This is a genomic window from Flavobacterium luteolum, from assembly GCF_027111275.1.
GTDB lineage: Bacteria > Bacteroidota > Bacteroidia > Flavobacteriales > Flavobacteriaceae > Flavobacterium > Flavobacterium luteolum.
This window is the reverse complement of sequence record NZ_CP114286.1, coordinates 4,656,237-4,675,351: the sequence shown is the minus strand read 5'-3', so window position 1 is coordinate 4,675,351 and position 19,115 is coordinate 4,656,237. Positions and strand designations below refer to the sequence as shown.

The 19,115-nt window shown below is 35.7% G+C and carries 12 protein-coding genes; 9 read left to right on the top strand and 3 right to left on the bottom strand.

Features of this window, described 5'->3' with window-relative positions:
• The first annotated feature begins 27 nt into the window (after positions 1-27).
• Complete coding sequence (locus OZP10_RS19965; protein ID WP_281632435.1) at positions 28-624, top strand: hypothetical protein; 597 nt, start codon at positions 28-30, stop codon at positions 622-624.
• A complete protein-coding gene (locus tag OZP10_RS19960) occupies positions 611-1,165 on the top strand; it encodes a hypothetical protein (protein ID WP_281632434.1) in 555 nt (184 codons plus the stop codon). The genes OZP10_RS19965 and OZP10_RS19960 overlap by 14 nt, the downstream gene beginning before the upstream one ends.
• Before the next feature lie 52 nt (positions 1,166-1,217).
• Here OZP10_RS19960 and OZP10_RS19955 read toward each other — a convergent pair whose 3' ends face one another.
• The 3 genes from OZP10_RS19955 to OZP10_RS19945 all read right to left on the bottom strand — a co-directional run bounded on the left by OZP10_RS19955 (position 1,218) and on the right by OZP10_RS19945 (position 5,414).
• Positions 1,218-2,576 carry a DUF3108 domain-containing protein gene (locus tag OZP10_RS19955; RefSeq protein WP_281632433.1) on the bottom strand — a complete coding sequence of 453 codons (1,359 nt, stop codon included), beginning with the start codon at positions 2,574-2,576 and terminating at the stop codon, positions 1,218-1,220.
• Positions 2,577-2,717: 141 nt separating this feature from the next.
• Positions 2,718-4,835 (bottom strand): cation:proton antiporter, encoded by a 2,118-nt coding sequence (locus tag OZP10_RS19950; protein WP_281632432.1) that lies wholly within the window; start codon positions 4,833-4,835, stop codon positions 2,718-2,720.
• Positions 4,836-4,838: 3 nt separating this feature from the next.
• Positions 4,839-5,414, bottom strand: coding sequence for a hypothetical protein (locus OZP10_RS19945; protein WP_281632431.1), 576 nt, complete (start codon positions 5,412-5,414; stop codon positions 4,839-4,841).
• On the opposite strand from OZP10_RS19945, the gene OZP10_RS22700 reads away from it, so the two are divergent.
• The 7 genes from OZP10_RS22700 (at position 5,356) to OZP10_RS19915 (ending at position 19,115) form a co-directional block, all read left to right on the top strand.
• On the top strand, positions 5,356-5,505 hold the full coding sequence (locus OZP10_RS22700; protein WP_432419404.1) for a hypothetical protein: 150 nt from the start codon (positions 5,356-5,358) through the stop codon (positions 5,503-5,505). The genes OZP10_RS19945 and OZP10_RS22700 overlap by 59 nt on opposite strands.
• Before the next feature lie 124 nt (positions 5,506-5,629).
• Positions 5,630-6,832 (top strand): glycoside hydrolase family 88 protein, encoded by a 1,203-nt coding sequence (locus OZP10_RS19940; RefSeq protein ID WP_281632430.1) that lies wholly within the window; start codon positions 5,630-5,632, stop codon positions 6,830-6,832.
• Positions 6,833-6,944: 112 nt separating this feature from the next.
• Complete coding sequence (gene hepC, locus OZP10_RS19935; RefSeq protein WP_281632429.1) at positions 6,945-8,921, top strand: heparin-sulfate lyase HepC; 1,977 nt, start codon at positions 6,945-6,947, stop codon at positions 8,919-8,921.
• A gap of 833 nt (positions 8,922-9,754) precedes the next feature.
• A complete protein-coding gene (locus tag OZP10_RS19930) occupies positions 9,755-12,907 on the top strand; it encodes a SusC/RagA family TonB-linked outer membrane protein (protein WP_281632428.1) in 3,153 nt (1,050 codons plus the stop codon).
• 16 nt (positions 12,908-12,923) lie between these two features.
• Positions 12,924-14,810 (top strand): RagB/SusD family nutrient uptake outer membrane protein, encoded by a 1,887-nt coding sequence (locus tag OZP10_RS19925; RefSeq protein ID WP_281632427.1) that lies wholly within the window; start codon positions 12,924-12,926, stop codon positions 14,808-14,810.
• A gap of 221 nt (positions 14,811-15,031) precedes the next feature.
• Positions 15,032-16,411, top strand: coding sequence for a sulfatase family protein (locus OZP10_RS19920; RefSeq protein WP_281632426.1), 1,380 nt, complete (start codon positions 15,032-15,034; stop codon positions 16,409-16,411).
• Positions 16,412-16,430: 19 nt separating this feature from the next.
• Positions 16,431-19,115 (top strand): DUF4962 domain-containing protein, encoded by a 2,685-nt coding sequence (locus tag OZP10_RS19915; RefSeq protein WP_281632425.1) that lies wholly within the window; start codon positions 16,431-16,433, stop codon positions 19,113-19,115.

Here is a 19,115-nt window from a genome sequence, read left to right as displayed (position 1 = left end):
TTTTTTCATCAGAAGTTTATTGAGCCTATGCATAAATTAGGTGGTTTTACATTGGGAGAATTTAAAATAGACAACTCCAATGACAGATTTGTTTGGTTTCGTGGTTTTAAAGACATGAATGCAAGAATCAAATTTTTAAATGATTTTTATTGTGAAAGCACCTCATGGAAAGAAAATGGCAAAAAAGCAAACGAAATGATGATAAACTCTGACAATGTTTATTTATTAAAACCTTTACATAAAAGCGTAAATCTTAAAACAAACAAAAGCTGTACGGTCATCGATTTCTATATCTGCAATAATACTATTGAAAAAGTTATTGAACTGTTTCATACTGAGTATATATCATTTCTGAAAACCATAAATATCACTGATATTTCATTTTGGGTAAGCGAAATGAAAGAGAACGATTTTCCAAGACTGCCTGTTTTTCAAGATAAAAATCTCTTAGTAATGATATCCAATTATGAAAATAAAAGTGACTACGAAGCCAAACTGCAAGCAATTAAAAGCATTCCGGCTTCTTTAGATTTTTCAATTCGGCAATTGGTAACAATTCATCATAAATTATTACTTTTAAATCAACAAACTAATAATCAAAGAACTAAAAATGATGCAAACTGAAAATTTAGAAATTCCGAAAATAAATTTTGATGCAAATGGAGAATTAATAATTACGGCCTCTCCCACTTCATCTAAAAATGATTTTGATTTTTTTGAGGGAAAATGGAAACTCCATAATAAAAAACTCAATTCGAGATTGTCTAATTGTACAGAATGGACCGAATTTGAATCTACACAAGAAATGTATAAGGTTTTAAACGGAATCGGTAATATTGATAATTTCCTTGCCACGTTTGACGGACAGCCATTTGAAGGAATGACCGTTAGATTATTTAACCCGAAAAACAGATTGTGGAGCATTTACTGGGCCGATTCTAATGAAGGAAGATTAGACCCGCCAGTTTTAGGTTCTTTTAAAAACAATGTTGGCCATTTTGTGACTAAAGACATTTTTAATGGAAAAGATATTCTTGTGATTTTTCGCTGGGATGCAAGAGATAAAAATAACCCTGTTTGGAGTCAGGCATTTTCTGAAGATAATGGAAATTCTTGGGAATGGAACTGGTACATGTATATGTCTAAGTTTAATAAAGAAAACTGATAAAAGTAAAGCCGTATCAAACTTCCTGTTGATACGGCTTTCTCATTTTTTATTATATTTCTTTTAAATTCACTTCTTTCTTTTCCCCATCCTTATCAATGGTCACACGCTTCTCAATGTTAGCTTTATCATTATAAGATTGGCTAGCTGTCCCATAATTGGTTGTAGAACCTTGATAGCCGAAATAATTATAATAATTGGTATATCCTGATACGTATGAATAATTATAAGAATTTGTAAAATCAAAGCTCACCATAACCACATAAGTTCCCGGCATTAGATCTGCAAACTCAAAATGTCCCTGATCGTCATATACTTTGGCCTTTTTAACCGAATAACCAAAATCACTATCTAAAGGAACTTCTGGCATTTTTTTCTGTTTTCGAATTTTCTTGTTCACTTCCAACCATTCATCATAATAAGCAGAACTTGGAAAAAGCGTAATTTCCGTTCCTTTTGGAGCATATTGTTTCTTTGCTGTATTAACCAAACCTCCTAATTTTTTACCAGAATCGGATCTTGCGTAAGCGGTACCAATTATAACACCATTACCATTAGAAATCTGTCGGGCAACTTCTTCTTTATTAAATTTGCTTTTGATAGGCTGATAATCTAATTCTTCGTTAACTGTGATCTCCCACATTCCGTTTGCCATAGACATTTCTCGCTGCCAAAGACGGTGGTCTTTTTTGTCTATAATATAATTATAGTAAGCATTGGTGCTTTCTTCCAGAACTGAAACAATCCACGTATCGTGTTTACCAGTTCTCGGAGAATTGTAGACGTAACTTTTAACCTCTTTGATCGTGTAATATTCAACCAGCACATTTGACTCATCATTATAATAAAATTGAGGGAAACGGCCTTTATAGCCTACATCTAATGGTAATGTTCCGATTAAATGATCCGTCCAGTTGAAGTCAAAAAATTCTTCTTTAGGCTTCAATTTTAGCTTTTTATCTTTTTTGGTTTTCTTCGAATAAAAATTACCTGTAATCGTTTCTCCAAAATTAAGGTTTAGTTTTGCATTCTTCGTTTCATCAGAATAACTAATCGCTTTCAACGTGAGAGCATCTGCTGTACTAATACGCGTGGTAGGTTTTCCGTTATCTTTGGGAGTGAAAGTATTGTTTAAAGTTAATTGATTGTTGGCTAAAACAATATCGTAGGTCAATGCTCCCATGTTTTTCCATTCTGTACCTTTTACATAATAAACGGTATAAAGCGATTTTTCGGGTTTAATGTATTTGGTATTGATATCTTTACTTCCAGGAACTATCTCTTTTTGGCTGAATGCTATAAATGGAAGCAGCATCATTGCATATAAAAGGGGTTTTACCAAAATTGCTCTTCTATTTTTTAAAAATGTTAATTTCATTGATAAAAAACTGCCTAAACTGTTAACTTTCATTGGAAACTATTTGATTAGGCACAAATTTACTGACGCTATCTACAGAAAACAATACCTGATTTCATGGTTATTTCCAATAAAAGCTCAGTTTTGTTATCAGTATTGCTTAATAACTTTTTTTATACTTAAAAAGAAGATGAACTATTTAAAAATATTTCGAATCGCTTTTCCGATTTCAGCAAAATCATCATGACTGCTTACTGATCTTTTTTCGGTATTGTTTGAGGTAGTTTTAGAAAAAGGATAAATTAGCATGTAGTTGTTGTTACTGAATTTCAGATTTAAAAGATCTGGAATATCTCGCATTCGCGAAAAATACGAGTGCATTCCCTTATCTCCCATCATAATAATTAATCCTTCATTTTCTTCAATAGCCAGAGCGGTTTGTTGAGCATCTTCCCAATTTTCAAAAACATCAAATGTTGCTTCTATAGAGGCTTTTTTGGCGATTCGTTTTAAGATATTTAATGTTTTTTCCTTTCCGTAGAAACTCATTTTGGCTCCAGAATTACGGCCAATATTCCAGATTCTCAACATCGAATGAAAAAATCCTGCGTCCAATTCAGCATCTGCTGGAATAAAAACCAAATATCTTTTGATAGTCGCTGCTGGCTGAACCGCATGATATACCATTAAATTGATGTTTTTATTTCGCAGATAACCATTATACAAATTGTATACAAATGAAGCCGAAAAACCTTTTCCGCCTTCTAGACCTACAATAAGATCCGTAATATCTTTTTCCTTTATAACATTGCTTATTCCGCCAGCTGTATCATTATCATGACGTGTAATTGGATGCAGTTCTACATCGGCAGCCGAAGCGGCTTTTATCGCGCTTTCTAATATTCTTTCCGCATTTTTTTCAGAAGACTCATTAGCATCTTCATTAATCACATTTACGGCGTAAAGCTGTTTGTTTGATGCCGTTTTTACCATCAAGCCAAGATTCACCATTTTTTCTACCGTAGCTTCATGATTCACAGCAAGCAGTATATTTTCCTTCTCTTTACTATCGCCCGATACCGTATTATCTTTTTCTGCTTGTGCAATGCGTTGTGCACTTGCCATAGAAACAAACGATGATATGGTGCAGGAAACCAGAATAAGAAGAATACTGCCGTTAAGCACATGTTCGTTTAAAAGTCTTATGGGTTCGCCCGCATCATTTTCGCCAATAATTATATTGTAACCAACCATAACAGAAGCTAATGTCGCTGCCGCAGATGCCGAACTCAGTCCAAAAATTAGCTGTCCTTCATCATTAGTAAGCTTAAATGTTTTTTTCGTCAGAATGGCTGCAACATATTTACCTCCTATTGATGCCACCAACATAATTGATGCTACCCATAAAGTTTCCCAACTTTGTATGAATGCATTAAAATCAATCAGCATTCCCACACTGATTAGGAAGAAAGGAATAAAAATAGCATTTCCGACAAACTCAACCCTGTTCATTAAAGATGATGTATGCGGAATTAATTTATTTAAAGCCAATCCAGCAAAAAAAGCTCCAATGATCGATTCGATTCCTGCCAATTCAGCCAAAAGCGCTGCCAGATAAATCATAACCAATACAAAGAGATATTGTGAGATTTTGTCATCTACAGTTTTAAAAAACCATCTGGCAATTATTGGAAAAATGAGCAGTACAATTAAAGCAAAGACAACCATTGAAACGGATAATTTGACCCAAAAAGCTGTTCCCACTTCTCCCTGCGACATTCCGACGATAGCCGCTAAAACTAAAAGCGAAAGTACATCGGTAATCATCGTTCCACCAACTGTAATATTTACAGCGAGGTTTTTAGCAATTCCCAAACCACTTACCATTGGATACACAATTAAGGTATGTGACGAAAAAAGACTGGCAAACAAAATTGAGGTAAGCAGTGAAAAATGAAGTAAATAATAACCGCCTAAAAGCCCTAAAGCAAACGGAACGGCAAAAGTGAAAATCGAAAAGATAATACTCTTCCATTTGTTCTTTTTAAAATCGGCCATATCAATTTCCAGACCTGCTAGAAACATGATATACAAAAGACCTGTAGTTCCTGTAACCACAACACTGCTGTCTCTAGAAAGCACTCCAAATCCATTAGGGCCAATAAGGGCACCGGCAATAATAAGACCCAGCAAATGTGGCACCTTTATTTTATTCAATAAAAGCGGAATGCATAAAATAATGATAATTTCGATAAGATACTTTAAAAGAGGATCTTCGATGGGAAAGGTTATATGATGTATACTCAGTAGCATAAATTACTTTTTAGTAGATGGAGTAAGTTCAACTGAGAATTTTGCGATACAATTATCCTGACCAGTTATAGTCTGCGTGCCTTTTATGATGTTTTTCTTAATATCATCTAGCACTACGCTGACTTTTATTTTGTTTTTTGAAGAAGCTTCTTTTGCCGAATCAAGGACGATTTTACTTTCTAAATATTGTCCAGCAAAAACACGTTTAATTTCGTTATTACTTAAAACATTCGTGTACATTCCTGTAGAATCTGACACAAACTCCCAAACCTCGCTGCGCTGATCGCCAATAACATAATTACTGCAGTTCGATTCTCTGCAGATCATTTTGCTATTCCATGCCACTTTAAGATTTTCTGGCCATTCTTTTATTTGAGGAAGTGTGTCTTTTACTTTAAAAATAGACAATAAACTGTCTCTCATTTTTAAGAGCTTATCATAATCTGCTTCTTTATCTCGAAATTGTTTTTCTCTTTCTAAAAGCGCATTTTCACGCACAATAAGTTCCTGTTCTTTTTTATTGCTGCAGGAAGATAAAACAAGTACAAAAAGGATAAAAAAAAGTCTCTTTAAAGTCATAAGAATTGGTTTTGGATTCTACAAGATAAGCATAAAAATCCTTTTTGAGAGCCCAAAAGCCAACAAAAAATGTTTATTTTTTAATTTTTAACAAATACACTTTTAGACAAAATCAAAACATTTATAGTAAAAACTGAAACACGATTTTCGTAGTCTCTTTTAATTTCGCTTTAAAGATATTCACCCAAACCGAATATCAATAAACCGATTACACTATGAGAAAAACCTTTAACCTATTTCTGGCACTTGCATTTACCGCATTAAGTTCTTCTGCAAAACCTGTTCTAGAAGATCCATCGCCACTTTGGTTTACAAAAACGACCGAAGTAATTCATTTTCAGTTAAACAAAGCCGCACAAACTTATAAACCCGGAAAAAATCCGCGATCTGTTAATCCAGACGGAACCGTTCGTCTTGCAGGAATAACCGACTGGACAACGGGTTTCTTTCCAGGAAGTCTTTGGTATGGTTATGAACTTACAGGCGATAAAACAATGGCAGAAGAGGCTAAGAAATTTACTCTTGCTTTAGATTCTATCAGAAATATCAAAAACACGCACGACGTAGGTTTTATGCTGTATTGCTCTTACGGAAATGCTTACAGAATTACGGGAGACAAAATTTATCTTCCTGTTTTGGCAGACGGTGCTGCAAATCTTTATGCACGTTTTAGTCCTGTAGTGGGAACTATCCGTTCTTGGGATTTTCCGTGGTTGCATTATCCAGTAATTATAGACAATATGATGAATTTAGAGTATTTATATTGGAGCGCCAATCAGTTTGATAAACCGGAATATGCTAAAGCCGCCAATACACATGCTTTAACTACTATGAAAAATCATTTTAGAAAAGATTACAGTTCATATCATTTAGTAGATTATGATCCGAATACAGGTAAAGTTTTACGCAAAAGAACACATCAAGGCGTTACAGACGAATCTTCATGGGCACGTGGACAAGCTTGGGGATTGTATGGTTACACGATGTGCTATGCAAACAGCAAAAATCCTAAGTTTTTACAGCAGGCAGAAAACATTGCCAAATTCATTATGAACCATCCTACAATGCCAAAAGACAAAGTGCCTGTTTGGGATTTTGATGTGCATAATGCTTTAGACACGGCGGAGCTGGCGCCACGAGATGCTTCGGCCGCTGCTGTTATTGCTTCTGCCCTTTTAGATTTAAGTACTCAAGTTAAGGACGGAAAAAAATACGTTGACTATGCCGAAGAAATACTAAAATCTTTATCATCTGATGCTTATTTGGCTAAACCTGGAGAAAATCATTTCTTTTTATTAAAACACAGCGTGGGTGCTTTTCTGTACAATTCGGAAATTGATACACCACTGGATTACGCCGATTATTATTATTTGGAAGCATTGAAGAGATATGCTGCAATTAAAAAAATTGAAATCTAAATCCAAGAAGTAAAATAAAACTATACAAAGCTATCTTTGATATGATAATATCAACTGGATAGCTTTTTAATTATAACAACAAATTATCTAACTCACTTAATTAAAAACCTAAATGAAGAATTTAAAGAAAACAGCCATCTTGTGCTTTCTCTTCCTGTCTTGGTTCTTGGGCAATGCGCAAGAAAAACCAATAAAAAAAGAAAGCTTTGACATTATCAATCTAAACTACAAAAGCTTAGAAAAGGTAAACAGTCTTTTTAACGCAGCCAAATACGATGAAGCAGCGCAAGAACTGCTAACGTATTATCGAAATAGAAAAACCGTTAAACATCCTGATTTTAATGCGGGAGACGAAAATAGATTTCGCGGAAAAGAAATTGGTAAGGCAAATCAGGAAAAAGCAGACAATGCTCTGGAACATAAATTTCAGCCTCAAAAAGGATACGGGTTTTATGATTACGGAAAAGATATCAACTGGGAATATTGGCCTGTAAAAGACAATGAAGTCCGCTGGCAATTGCACCGCGTTACATGGTGGCTGCCAATGGGAATGGCGTATCGCAGTTCTGGAGATGAAAAATATGCCAAAGAATGGATTTCTCAGTTTCGCGATTGGGGGAAAAAGAATTACTTAGGAAGTTCTAAAGAAAATGATTCTTTTGCATGGCGTCCATTGGAGGTGTCAGATCGTGTGCAAAGTCTTCCACCTACATTCAATCTATTTGTAAACTCTCCGAACTTTACTCCTGCTTTTTTAATGGAATTTTTAAATTCTTATAACAAACAAGCCGCATACATTCCGGAACATTATAGCAAAGAAGGCAATCATTTATTGTTTGAAGCACAGCGAATTTTGGGAGCTGGAGCATTTTTTCCTGAATTGAAGCAAGCCGAAGCATGGCGCAAAAGCGGTATCGAAATCCTAAACCGCGAAATAAAACTGCAAGTGCTTCCAGACGGCATACAATGGGAACTCTCTCCTATTTATCATGTTGCGTGCATCGATATTTTTCTAAAAGCTTACAATTCGGCTAAAATCGCTGGCGTAGAAAAAGAATTTCCAGATACTTATTCGAAAACTATCGAAAAAATGATTTTAGCTTCGGCAAGCATGATGTTTCCTAACTACAACAATCCGATGTTTGGCGATTCTTGGCTGGTTGAAAAAGAAAGCCGATTAAAACAGTTTAAGATTTGGTCTAAAGTGTTTCCAGAAAATGCACAAATCAAATATTTTGCAACTGACGGCGCTGAAGGGAAACAACCAGATTATCTTTCAAATGCCTTACCAAACGGCGGATTCTATACTTTTAGAAACGGGTGGAACGATCAAGCTACCGTCATGATTGTAAAAGCAGGACCTCCAGCAGAATTTCATGCGCAGCCAGATAACGGAACTTTTGAACTTTGGATAAAAGGACGAAATTTTACACCAGACGCAGGCTGCTACATTTACAGCGGTGATGAAGAAGTTACTAAAAAAAGAAATTGGTTTCGTCAGACCAAAGTCCATAGCACTTTGACACTAGACGATCAGAATATGGTGATTACCAAAGCAGAACAAAACAAGTGGCAAACGGCCAAAAACCTAGATATTTTAACGTATACCAATCCAAGTTATAGCGACTTGAATCATCAGCGCAGTATTTTGTTTATTGATAATAAATACTTTTTAATAATCGATAAAGCAATCGGAAAAGCAACTGGTAAATTGGGCGTTCACTTTCAGTTAAAAGAAGATAGCAAACCTGTTTTTGATAAAGTAAATAACAAGGTATATACGGCCTATGAAGACGGAAATAACCTTTTAATCCAATCTTTAAATGCTGATAAAACTGCATTAAATGAAGAAACAGGAAAAGTTTCCTATGCTTATGCAAAAGAAATTTCCAGACCAGCATTTGTTTTTGAAAAAGCTAAAAATGATGCAAAAACAGAATCATTTGTAAGTGTTGTTTATCCTTTTGCAGACAAAGCTCCAGACATCAAAATTCAGCCCAACAAAGACAATGATTTTGATAAAGGAATCATTAGTTTAAACATTGTAATTGATGGCAAAAAAAGCGAGATTAAAACTCGACTAAACTAAATATTGCAATTGCACTTCTTAAAAGCGCCTAAAAGTAAATTTTAGGCGTTTTTTTTTGATAATTATTAAAATATAGCCCGTGGTTGAAACCACGGGAACACCATCAAAAAACAATCCGTATCTCCCGTGGTTGAAACCATGGGTTATGTTTCCAGCAGAATGAAATATTTATAGAAATTATAATTGTTCTTTTGAAAAAACTCGCAATAAGATGAAATATTTCCGTTTTATATAATCCTCAAATCTGCATAAAGAAACATTTTTTCTATTCTTTGTTATTTTAATTTTTTCAATTAATAAGGTTAATCTGAAACTCTTTAGTTCAAACAAATCTTCAACTCGAATTTGAATTTGTAAAGATAATTTTACGTAACATTTTACTTCATTTAGCTTAACTTATAAATTTTACGCAAACGATTTAGAGATTGCTCGTAATTGCTAGCTTTGCATCAAAAATTAATTCAGCAAAAAACCACTAAACTCAAATTAAACCCTGATTTTAAAGGACTTTAAACATTGTATTAATCAAATTCAATAGTATTTTGGACGCATTCAAAACTGTCATGAAAACCCGATTTCTATATTTGTTTCAATTAAAAATCAAAAAAACATGACTAATCCAAAAAAAATGACCAGGCCTTTACAAAATTTAAATCTCTTTCCTAAACCTAAAATTCCGTTGCCCTTTTTTCAAGTTATTTAATTGTTATGATTTTCTCCACAACAGCTCTCCAAAAAATATTGTGGTGATTTTATAACAAAACCTAAAACCAACTGAAATAACATCAACAGGAATTATACTCAGTACTTATTCCTCTTTTAAAGAAAAAATTATGAAAAGGATTATATTTTTATGCTTACTGCTAACCACATGTAAGATGATGTACGGGCAGGACAAAGTAACCGTGACAGGTAAAGTAACCGATGCTCAAAATCTGCCAATGCCAGGAGCAACTGTTACAGAAAAAGGAACTAAGAATGCTACCCTAACATCAATGGACGGTGATTATCAAATTAAGGTAAAACCAAATGCCACGCTTGTGTTTTCTTTTATTGGTACCAAGACGAAAGAAGAACAAGTTAAAAACAGAACGCAAATCAATACCAAACTGATTGATGACACCAACAATCTTGACGAGGTAGTTGTTGTTGGATATGGAACTAAAACCAGAAAAGATCTTACTGGAGCTATTTCTTCTGTAAAAGGTCAGGAATTGGCCAAAGTTCCTGTACAGAACGTAGCACAGGCATTGCAAGGTCGAATTGCCGGTATGCAGGTAACTATGTCTGACGGAACTCCAGGATCTGAACCTTCATTAAAAATTAGAGGCGGAACTTCTATTACCCAAAGCAACGAGCCTTTGTATGTTGTTGATGGAGTAGCACAAACGGGCGGATTAGGATTTTTAGATCCAATGGATATCGAATCTATCGATGTTTTAAAAGATGCCGCGTCGACCTCTATTTATGGTGCGCAAGGTGCAAACGGCGTTGTATTGGTAACAACCAAAAAAGCTAAAGGCGGAAAACTTACGATAAGCTATGATACTTATGGCGGAATAAAAACGATTGCCAAAGAACTTAAGGTAATGAATCCGTATGATTATACCAAGTTAATATACGAATCTGCTACAGATGATGCTAGAATGCAGAAGTTTGTAGGCGCTTATGGAACTTATGATGAACTAGAAGGTTTATACAAAAACAGAAAAGGAATTAACTGGCAAGATGAAGTTTTTGGAAATGCTGTTGTAAATCAGTATCATAAAATTAGCATTAGCGGAGGCGAAAATGACACTAAATACAATGCTTTTTACTCTGTAAATGATGATGAAGGAATTATGCTTGGAACGGGTTCTGTCAAGAACATCGTGAAATTGAACGTAATCAATAACATCAGCAAAAAATTCTCTGTAAATGCAATTGTAAACTATTCGAATCAAAAAATTACTGGACTTTCTACTTCTGATGGCGGAAATGCGAGATTGAGCATGCTGCAGAATTTATTGCAATACAGACCAACTATCGGGAAAAATGGATCTGACGAAGATCTAAAAACTTTAGTAGTTGATCCGTTAGACAATCAAGATTCACCAACATTCCAAAGTCCGCTTATTACAATTGACAGCCAGAAAAGAGAAGCCATCAACAGATCGATTAACATGAGCTTACAGCTGCAATATAATATTACACCAAACTTGATTTACCGCGGATTGGTAAGTTATACAGACAACAGCAATAAAAGCAAGTTTTTTAACGACTCGAGAGGTATTCAGGCTATTAGAGCTGGTGGTGCAAATGGAGGCGTAACGCATAATATTGGAACTCGTTTAAACTATAACAACGTTTTAACGTACAGCAATACTTTCAACAAAAACCATAAATTTGACGCTACTCTTGGACAAGAATACATCTACAATTATACAGAAGGTGTTACTGCAACTGCATCTGCTTTTCCTAATGTAAATTTAAGCTGGGATAAATTACAGCTTGGAACCATTGCCGGAATACCGACAACTTTTGCAGAAGATGATAAATTGCTTTCTTTCTTCGGAAAAGCCAATTATGCCTTCAAAAACAAGTACTTATTCGCGGCTAGTTTAAGAGCAGATGGATCTTCAAAATTTGGAACCGAAAACCAATGGGGCTACTTCCCTTCTGCATCAGTTGCTTGGAGAGTTATTGAAGAGAATTTCATGCAGAAACTTCCTGTGTTTTCAGATCTTAAGCTTCGTTTAAGCTATGGTGAAGCAGGAAATAACAGAATTGCTAATTATGCTGCTTTAGGAATTTTTAATTCTGGTTCTTATCCGTTAAACAACCAGACTAATATTACCGCTTTTCAGAACAACCTTCCTAATCCGTTCTTAAAATGGGAAGCGACAAAATCGACTAATATTGGTCTTGATTTAGGATTTTTTAAACAAAGAATCTCGTTAACGACTGAATTGTATGAGAATAAATCAAAAGATCTGCTTTACAACACTCGTGTACCGGCTAGTTCTGGTTTCAAAAAACAGTTTCAAAATATTGGAGCAACTTCTAATCGCGGTTTAGAGTTTACACTGAATACAATAAATGTTAAAAACGATAATTTTATCTGGAACACTACTTTTAATATTGCTTTTAATAAAACAAAAGTGTTGGCTTTAAGCGAAGGCGAAACTTCATTAATTACAAACAGTTATACAGATAAAAACGATTATATTCTGAAAGTCGGACAGCCAGTTGGAACCATGTACGGTTATGTAAATGATGGTTTGTATCAGGTTAGTGATTTTGATTATAACGCAACCACAAAAGTATATACTTTAAAATCGGGCGTTCCAAGCGATAATATTGTGGTACAGCCAGGATTTATCAAATTTAAAGACATAAGCGGTCCTGATGGAAAACCTGATGGCGTAATAAACGATTTGGACAGAACGATTATTGGAAATGCAAATCCGAAATATACTGGTGGTCTAAACAATACTTTTAGCTACAAAGGAATTGATTTGAGTGTTTTCCTTGATTTTACAGTAGGCAATGATATTTACAATGCCAACGTTTTAAACAATTCAAGGCTTAACCTAGACAATTTAAACACTTTTGCCATCTACGCTGATCGATGGACTACGATTAATAATGCTGGACAACGCGTTACCGATCCAGATGAATTAACAGCTTTAAACGTGGGCAAAAAGTATCCTGCTTTTAATGGTAATACTACTGGACGTTTGTATAGCGATATTATCGAAGATGGTTCTTTCTTAAGAATTAACAACATCAGTTTAGGCTATACATTGCCAAAAGACTGGCTTAAGAAATCTAAAATCTCAAACCTAAGAATCTATTTTACGGCGTATAACTTATATGTATTTACTAAATATTCTGGTTATGATCCTGAGGTAAATGTTCTTAACAATGCCATTACCAGAGGAGTCGATTTTAGTGCTTATCCTAGAAGTAAATCCTTTGTTACAGGATTAAATATTTCATTATAATTTAAAGTTTAAAAAGATGAAACACAATATATTTTCACGCAAAGCAATGGTTATCGCAGGTGTAGCCTGTCTCCTATTGCCTCTTAATTCCTGTGACAAAGATTTAGACGTTACTCCATACTCTTACTTTACCACAGCCAACTTTTTTTCTGATGTAAACGAAGCCAACATGGCAACACTAGGAGTTTACGAATCAATGTCGTCAATGGACAGTTACGGATGGAACATTTCACTAATTTTTGACGCTGATACCGATATTGAACAAATGTCGGGAATTGGTGCCGATGACTGGCGAACAATTGCACATTATCAAGGTATTTCGCAAACCAATACTTTTTATCTGGCTTGGAGTAAATTGTACGAAGGAATTGACAGAGCAAATGTGGTGATCGAAAGGATTCCGCAAATGGAATTGTATACTAACGGAACAGAAACTCAAAAACAGCAATTAAACCGTTTTCTTGGCGAAGCTAAATTCCTTCGCGGATTTTACTATTCAGAATTGGTGCGTTTATGGGGAGATGTGCCATTTAAAACAAAAAGTTCACAATCGGGAGATAAACTTAGCGGTGCCTTAGTAGATCGTCAGGAAATATACAATCAGATTATAAAAGACATGCAGGAAGCTGCTTTGCTTCTGCCAGACCAGATGCCAACGGACGAACGCATCAATAAATGGGGTGCAAAATCTATGCTTGCCAGAGTGGCTTTATTTGCTGGAGGATATTCTTTAGGCGCAGACGGCGTTATAAAACGTCCTGCAAACTATAAAGACTATTATAAAATTGCCCAAACAGAAATCAATGATGTAATGGCACAAAATCCATACAAATTGAACCCATCTTATGCTAAAGTATTTAAAAACCAATGTCAGCATGTTTTAGAACCAACCGAAAATATTTTTCAAGTTGCCTTCTATAATCCATCAGGAAATATTGGAAATGCTTCTTGGATTGGTAATTTTAATGGTCCAACAACGGCAAGCGGCGTATATCCGTCTAATATTGCTAGATGTTTAGTTCCGAAACCTTTTTACAACAGTTATAACGCCGCAGATCAAAGAAGAGATTTCTCAATTGCCACTTATCAGATTAATAATTTGGGGAATAAAATTCCGCTTTTGACTACCAATCAGGACGAAAGATGGACCGTTTCAAAATGGAACAGAGAATTTATGACTAATGCAACCGCAGAAAGAGTCTACACGCACATTAATTGGGTAATTATGCGCTATTCTGACTTGCTATTAATGCGTGCAGAAGTAGAAAATGAATTAAACGAAGGTCCAAATGCACTTGCTTACGAAGCTATAAACCAAGTTCGAAAAAGAGCTTTTGGCGCTGATATTCAAGGAAGCCGAATTGCAATTGATTTAAAAACAAAAGGAACTGGATATACGAATGCAGCAAATGTGGTTATTCAAATAACAGGTGGCGGCGGTACAGATGCTGCTGCAGCAGTCGTTAACCTTGCCAGCGGAGGTGTAAATACTATTGCTATGCTTCGTTCTGGAGATGGTTATACTTCTGTGCCAACAGTAACCATTACCAGCACAGACGGAAAAGGTTCTGGAGCAACAGCAACAGCGAGATTATTGTCTAAACCAACAACTGCCGAAATAAACTTGCCAAGCGGACTTGATAAAGTGGCATTCTTTAAAGCTTTACAGCAAGAAAGAGCATGGGAGCTTTCTTTTGAAGGAATGCGCAGAGCCGACTTAATCAGATGGGGAATTCTAGCAGATAAACTGGCAGAAACAAGTGCAGCAGTAAAACAAATACGTGCTACGTACTTCTACCCTTCCATCACCAATTTTGTTACTGGAAAACACGAATTATATCCTTTTCCACAAAATGAGACTGATGTCAATAAAAGTATCACACGTCAAAATCCCAAATACTAAGTGCTTACTATTTTAGAAACCATTCATGTTTAATGTTAGTGCAGATCTTCGGTTCTGCATTAACTGTTATTAAAGAAAGCTGATTTTAAACGAAAAACCGTTGTTTTTAGCTAAATCTAATAGCATTTTGAACAAATTCAAAACTATAAATAAACAAGGATTGGTATTTTCGTTTTTAGATTTAAAGCATTAAAATAAAAGAATCCACTAGTAAAATAGAGATGAAATTTCAAAAAAACATATTCGTTCTGTGCCTCTTAGGAATTTTAAATATTCCATTACTAAATCATGCACAAAATGCTGACCGTCCGAACATTTTAATCATTATGACCGATCAGCAAACTGCTGATGCGATGAGCAACGCAGGAAATACAAACCTGCACACGCCTGCGATGGATAAACTGGCTCAAAATGGAGTTCGTTTTACTAAAGCCTATTGCGCACAACCCTTGTGTTCGCCATCACGTTCTGCCATTATGAGCGGTAAAATGCCTTATGAAACTGGTTTTATTGGAAATGCGCCAGAAAAAGACGGACAATGGCCAGATGATTTATTGATGATGGGAAAAATTTTCCAAAACGGAGGATATAAAACAGGTTATGTTGGAAAATGGCATCTTCCCGTTCCTACTTCCAAAAAAAGTCAGCATGGTTTTGAATATATAGAAAACACCAATTTTCAAGATTACAACGATGCTGCGACGCCTTCTTTCTGTGCACGATTTATTAAAGAAAACAAAAACACGCCTTTTTTACTTGTAGCCTCTTTTTTAAATCCCCATGACATTTGCGAATGGGCACGCGGAGAAGATCTTAAAATGGATGTTTTAGAAAATGCTCCATCTCCAGAGCAATGTCCGCCACTTCCTGCCAATTGGAAAATTCCAGAATACGAACCCAAAATAGTACGCGAACAGCAAAAAGTAAGTTTTAGAACTTATCCATCAGTAAACTGGACAGCCGATCAATGGCGTCAATATCGTTGGGCGTATAATAGACTGATTGAAAAAGTAGATAGTTATATCGAAATGGTTCTGACTTCACTCAAAAAATACGGAATCGAAAAAAATACAATCATTGTCTTTACTGCCGATCATGGCGACGGTTACGCAGGACACAGCTGGAATCAGAAACAGATTTTATATGAAGAATCGGCTAAAATTCCGTTTATTATTTCAAAAATTGGAGAATGGAAACCAAGCACAGACGAAATGTTGGTTTGCAACGGAACAGACATTATTCCAACCATCTGCGGTTTTACAGGAGTTTCAAAACCTTCTGATTTAAAAGGAATTGATTTAAGTAAAAAAATAGCAAATCCAGCTCTAAAACTTCGCGATACTTTGGTTATTGAAACCGATTTTGCGGATAACGAAGAACTTTTAGGAATTAGCGGACGTGCCGTAATTACACAAAATTACAAATACATTGTTTACAACAAAGGTGATTTAAAAGAACAACTATTCAATCTAACCACAGATCCAGGCGAAATAACAAATCTAGCCGTAAACAAAACGTATAAAAAAGAACTGCTTAACATGCGCCGTTATTTAAAAGAATGGTGCAAAAAGAACGGCGATTCGTTTCAATCTGGATTATAAATCATTCAACACCAAACAAATGATCAATAAAAAAATATATACAGTAGTGTTACTTTTGGCAGCCTTCTCTGTTTTCAGTCAGAAACAGCAGGCTGTCATAAAGTTAACCGCCGAAAAACTGCACGCAAGAGTACGCGAATGGCCATGTCCTGTAAACGGTGTAACGGTTCCAACAAACGCTCCCGCCCTGCTTTGGCCTGGAACTAACGGAAAAGAAATGGTGAAACCAATGGAAAGCGGCAGTGAAGTTAAAGAAGATCCAAATATTGGCAACGTACGATATAAAGTGATGCTTGCCAGCGATAAAAACTTTACCAAAAATGTAACTGCTAGCGCCGAACAGCGTTGGGCCGTTTATCCTCTGCATCAAGCGTTAAAAGCTGGAAAATGGTATTGGAAATATGCTTATGCCCTAAAAAGCAGCAATCAATGGACATGGTCACCAACTTATGATTTTGTAATTGATGCCAAATATGCAAACGAAAAAGTTTCTCCGCCAGTAACCGAAGTTTTAAAACGAAATGAAGGAGCACATCCGGTTTTGTGGGATATGCGTACTATTGGCGACGACTTTTATCGCAATAACTTGAATAATCCCGAGGCGAAAAAGTTTATCGCTTTCGCGGAAAAATTGATGCTGGCTCCTCTTCCAACTGAGAAACCACAACGCGTCATTGATACAACTGGCAAAAATCCTTTAGAGAAAAAAATCATTATTGAGCGAATGTATCATGGTTTTGGAGATGCTGTTGGAACTCCTGTTCGCAATTTATGCATTGCCTATCAGCTTACTAAAGACGAGCGTTTTATCTTAGATGCCAAACGCAGAGCGATAAACATTGCCAACATGAATCCTAACGGACTAGCAACAGGCGATGACTTTACAGGCGGTGCCGTACTCGAAGCTTTAGGATGGTTTTATGATGTAGGTTATGAATTCTTATCTCCGCAGGAAAAAGAACTTTTTAAAAACATCATTAAACTTAGAGCCAAAAGAGTTTACGATCATTTGCCTAATCGTTTTGAATTGCATGTAAGCGATAATCACGTTTGGCAGATTACCATGCGAAACCTTGCAATTGCAACTGTTGCGACTATAAACGATGTGCCTGAAGCAAAAGAATGGCTTACGTATTTGTATGAAGTTTGGTCGGCGCGTTTCCCGGTTTTAGGCACAACAGATGGTGGCTGGCACGAAGGAAACGGCTATTTTAGGGTCAACTTTAAGTCTATTATTTACCTTTCTCAAATGTTTGGCGATTTTAGCGGAGTTGATTATTTCAAACTGCCTTGGATGCAGAATCTGCCTTACTATATGCATTATACACATCCTAATAAATCGGCAAGCACTGCGATTGGCGATATGTGGGAGAATATTCCCTACATTACAAAAGGCGAAGCTTGGTTTGCAGACGCGCTTACTTATAAAATTGACAATCCTTACTTAAATTGGTATGTTGACGGTATAAAAAGAGATTATGCTTCGTATTATCATGGTACAGACGATTATCTTCTTTTTCGACTTTTAAATTATAAACCAAACCGAAATTTACCTGCTTCCTCGCCTTCTGTTTTACCAAAAACACGCAAATTTGGAGATGTCGGTGTTGTCGCGATGCACGAAGATTTAGCTAATGCCGATAAAACGCTAAGCAGTTATTTATTGAGCAGTCCGTTTGGTTCTTCTGGACATGGGCATGCTTCGCAAAATGCCTTTACCATTAATTATAAAGGAAAAGTAATTTTTGGAGGAACAGGTTATTACAGCAATTTCAGCGATAAACACAATCTTTTAGATTATCGATCAACAAAAGCTTATAATACCATTTTAGCAGACAGTTTAAATCAAAAAATTGGTGAAGAAGGTTACGGGTGGATTCCGAGAGCAATCTCAGGAAAACGCATTCAGTATGCTTTAGGAGATGCCAGCAATGCGTATGGCGAAATTAAAAGTGAATTTTGGTTGAATAGATTTGAACAAATCAAAGTAGTTCCGAGCAAAGAAAACGGTTACGGAGAATCTGGCGTAACATTGTACAGAAGACATATGCTGCAATTAGAAGGCGGATATATTGTTTTATATGATGAATTGGAAGCCAAAACTCCAGTAAAATGGACAACTCAGTTTCATTGCCCTTATTACGCAATTGAAGGTCAGAATTCAGAAAACTCAAATCAACAACAATTTGCAGTTAAAACCGATTTAGGAAGTGTTACGGCGAATGTTTATGCTGAAAGTCCATTAAAAATGGCGGTACACAATCAGTTTTTCAAAGCTGCTGTAAACTGGAATAAAGTGACCAATGATGAAGGACAAATTAAAGATTTTAAAGATCAATGGCACGCGGGAATCACTTCTCAGCCAAAACAAAAATTTAGATTCTTAACCATCATCCAAATTAAAGATGGCAAAACAGAAGTCATTAAAACACTATCCAACAAAGATGGATTTACAGCTTTACAAGTTGGAGACTGGAATATAAAAGCGCAATTAAACGGAGAAAAACCTGCGGCATTGCAAGTTTCAGGAAACGCAGTAAAATCAATGTTTAGTTACGGAAATCTGCCAATTCAATTTGAAGGAAAAAAATACATGCCAAACATCGATGGAAGTTCTTTATTGCTTGAAATTGATCATGCTAAAGTAGTCCGACAAGAAGCGATAGATGAATTGCCAGATGTGGCTAAATATGACAAAAATTAA

Excerpts from the sequence above, each read along its gene's own strand:
- OZP10_RS19965 (WP_281632435.1), top strand. The coding sequence starts at position 28 with ATGCATAAATTAGGTGGTTTTACATTGGGAGAATTTAAAATAGACAAC.
- OZP10_RS19960 (WP_281632434.1), top strand. The coding sequence starts at position 611 with ATGATGCAAACTGAAAATTTAGAAATTCCGAAAATAAATTTTGATGCA.
- OZP10_RS19955 (WP_281632433.1), bottom strand. The coding sequence starts at position 2,576 with ATGAAAGTTAACAGTTTAGGCAGTTTTTTATCAATGAAATTAACATTT.
- OZP10_RS19950 (WP_281632432.1), bottom strand. The coding sequence starts at position 4,835 with ATGCTACTGAGTATACATCATATAACCTTTCCCATCGAAGATCCTCTT.
- OZP10_RS19945 (WP_281632431.1), bottom strand. The coding sequence starts at position 5,414 with ATGACTTTAAAGAGACTTTTTTTTATCCTTTTTGTACTTGTTTTATCT.
- OZP10_RS19940 (WP_281632430.1), top strand. The coding sequence starts at position 5,630 with ATGAGAAAAACCTTTAACCTATTTCTGGCACTTGCATTTACCGCATTA.
- hepC (WP_281632429.1), top strand. The coding sequence starts at position 6,945 with ATGAAGAATTTAAAGAAAACAGCCATCTTGTGCTTTCTCTTCCTGTCT.
- OZP10_RS19930 (WP_281632428.1), top strand. The coding sequence starts at position 9,755 with ATGAAAAGGATTATATTTTTATGCTTACTGCTAACCACATGTAAGATG.
- OZP10_RS19925 (WP_281632427.1), top strand. The coding sequence starts at position 12,924 with ATGAAACACAATATATTTTCACGCAAAGCAATGGTTATCGCAGGTGTA.
- OZP10_RS19920 (WP_281632426.1), top strand. The coding sequence starts at position 15,032 with ATGAAATTTCAAAAAAACATATTCGTTCTGTGCCTCTTAGGAATTTTA.
- OZP10_RS19915 (WP_281632425.1), top strand. The coding sequence starts at position 16,431 with ATGATCAATAAAAAAATATATACAGTAGTGTTACTTTTGGCAGCCTTC.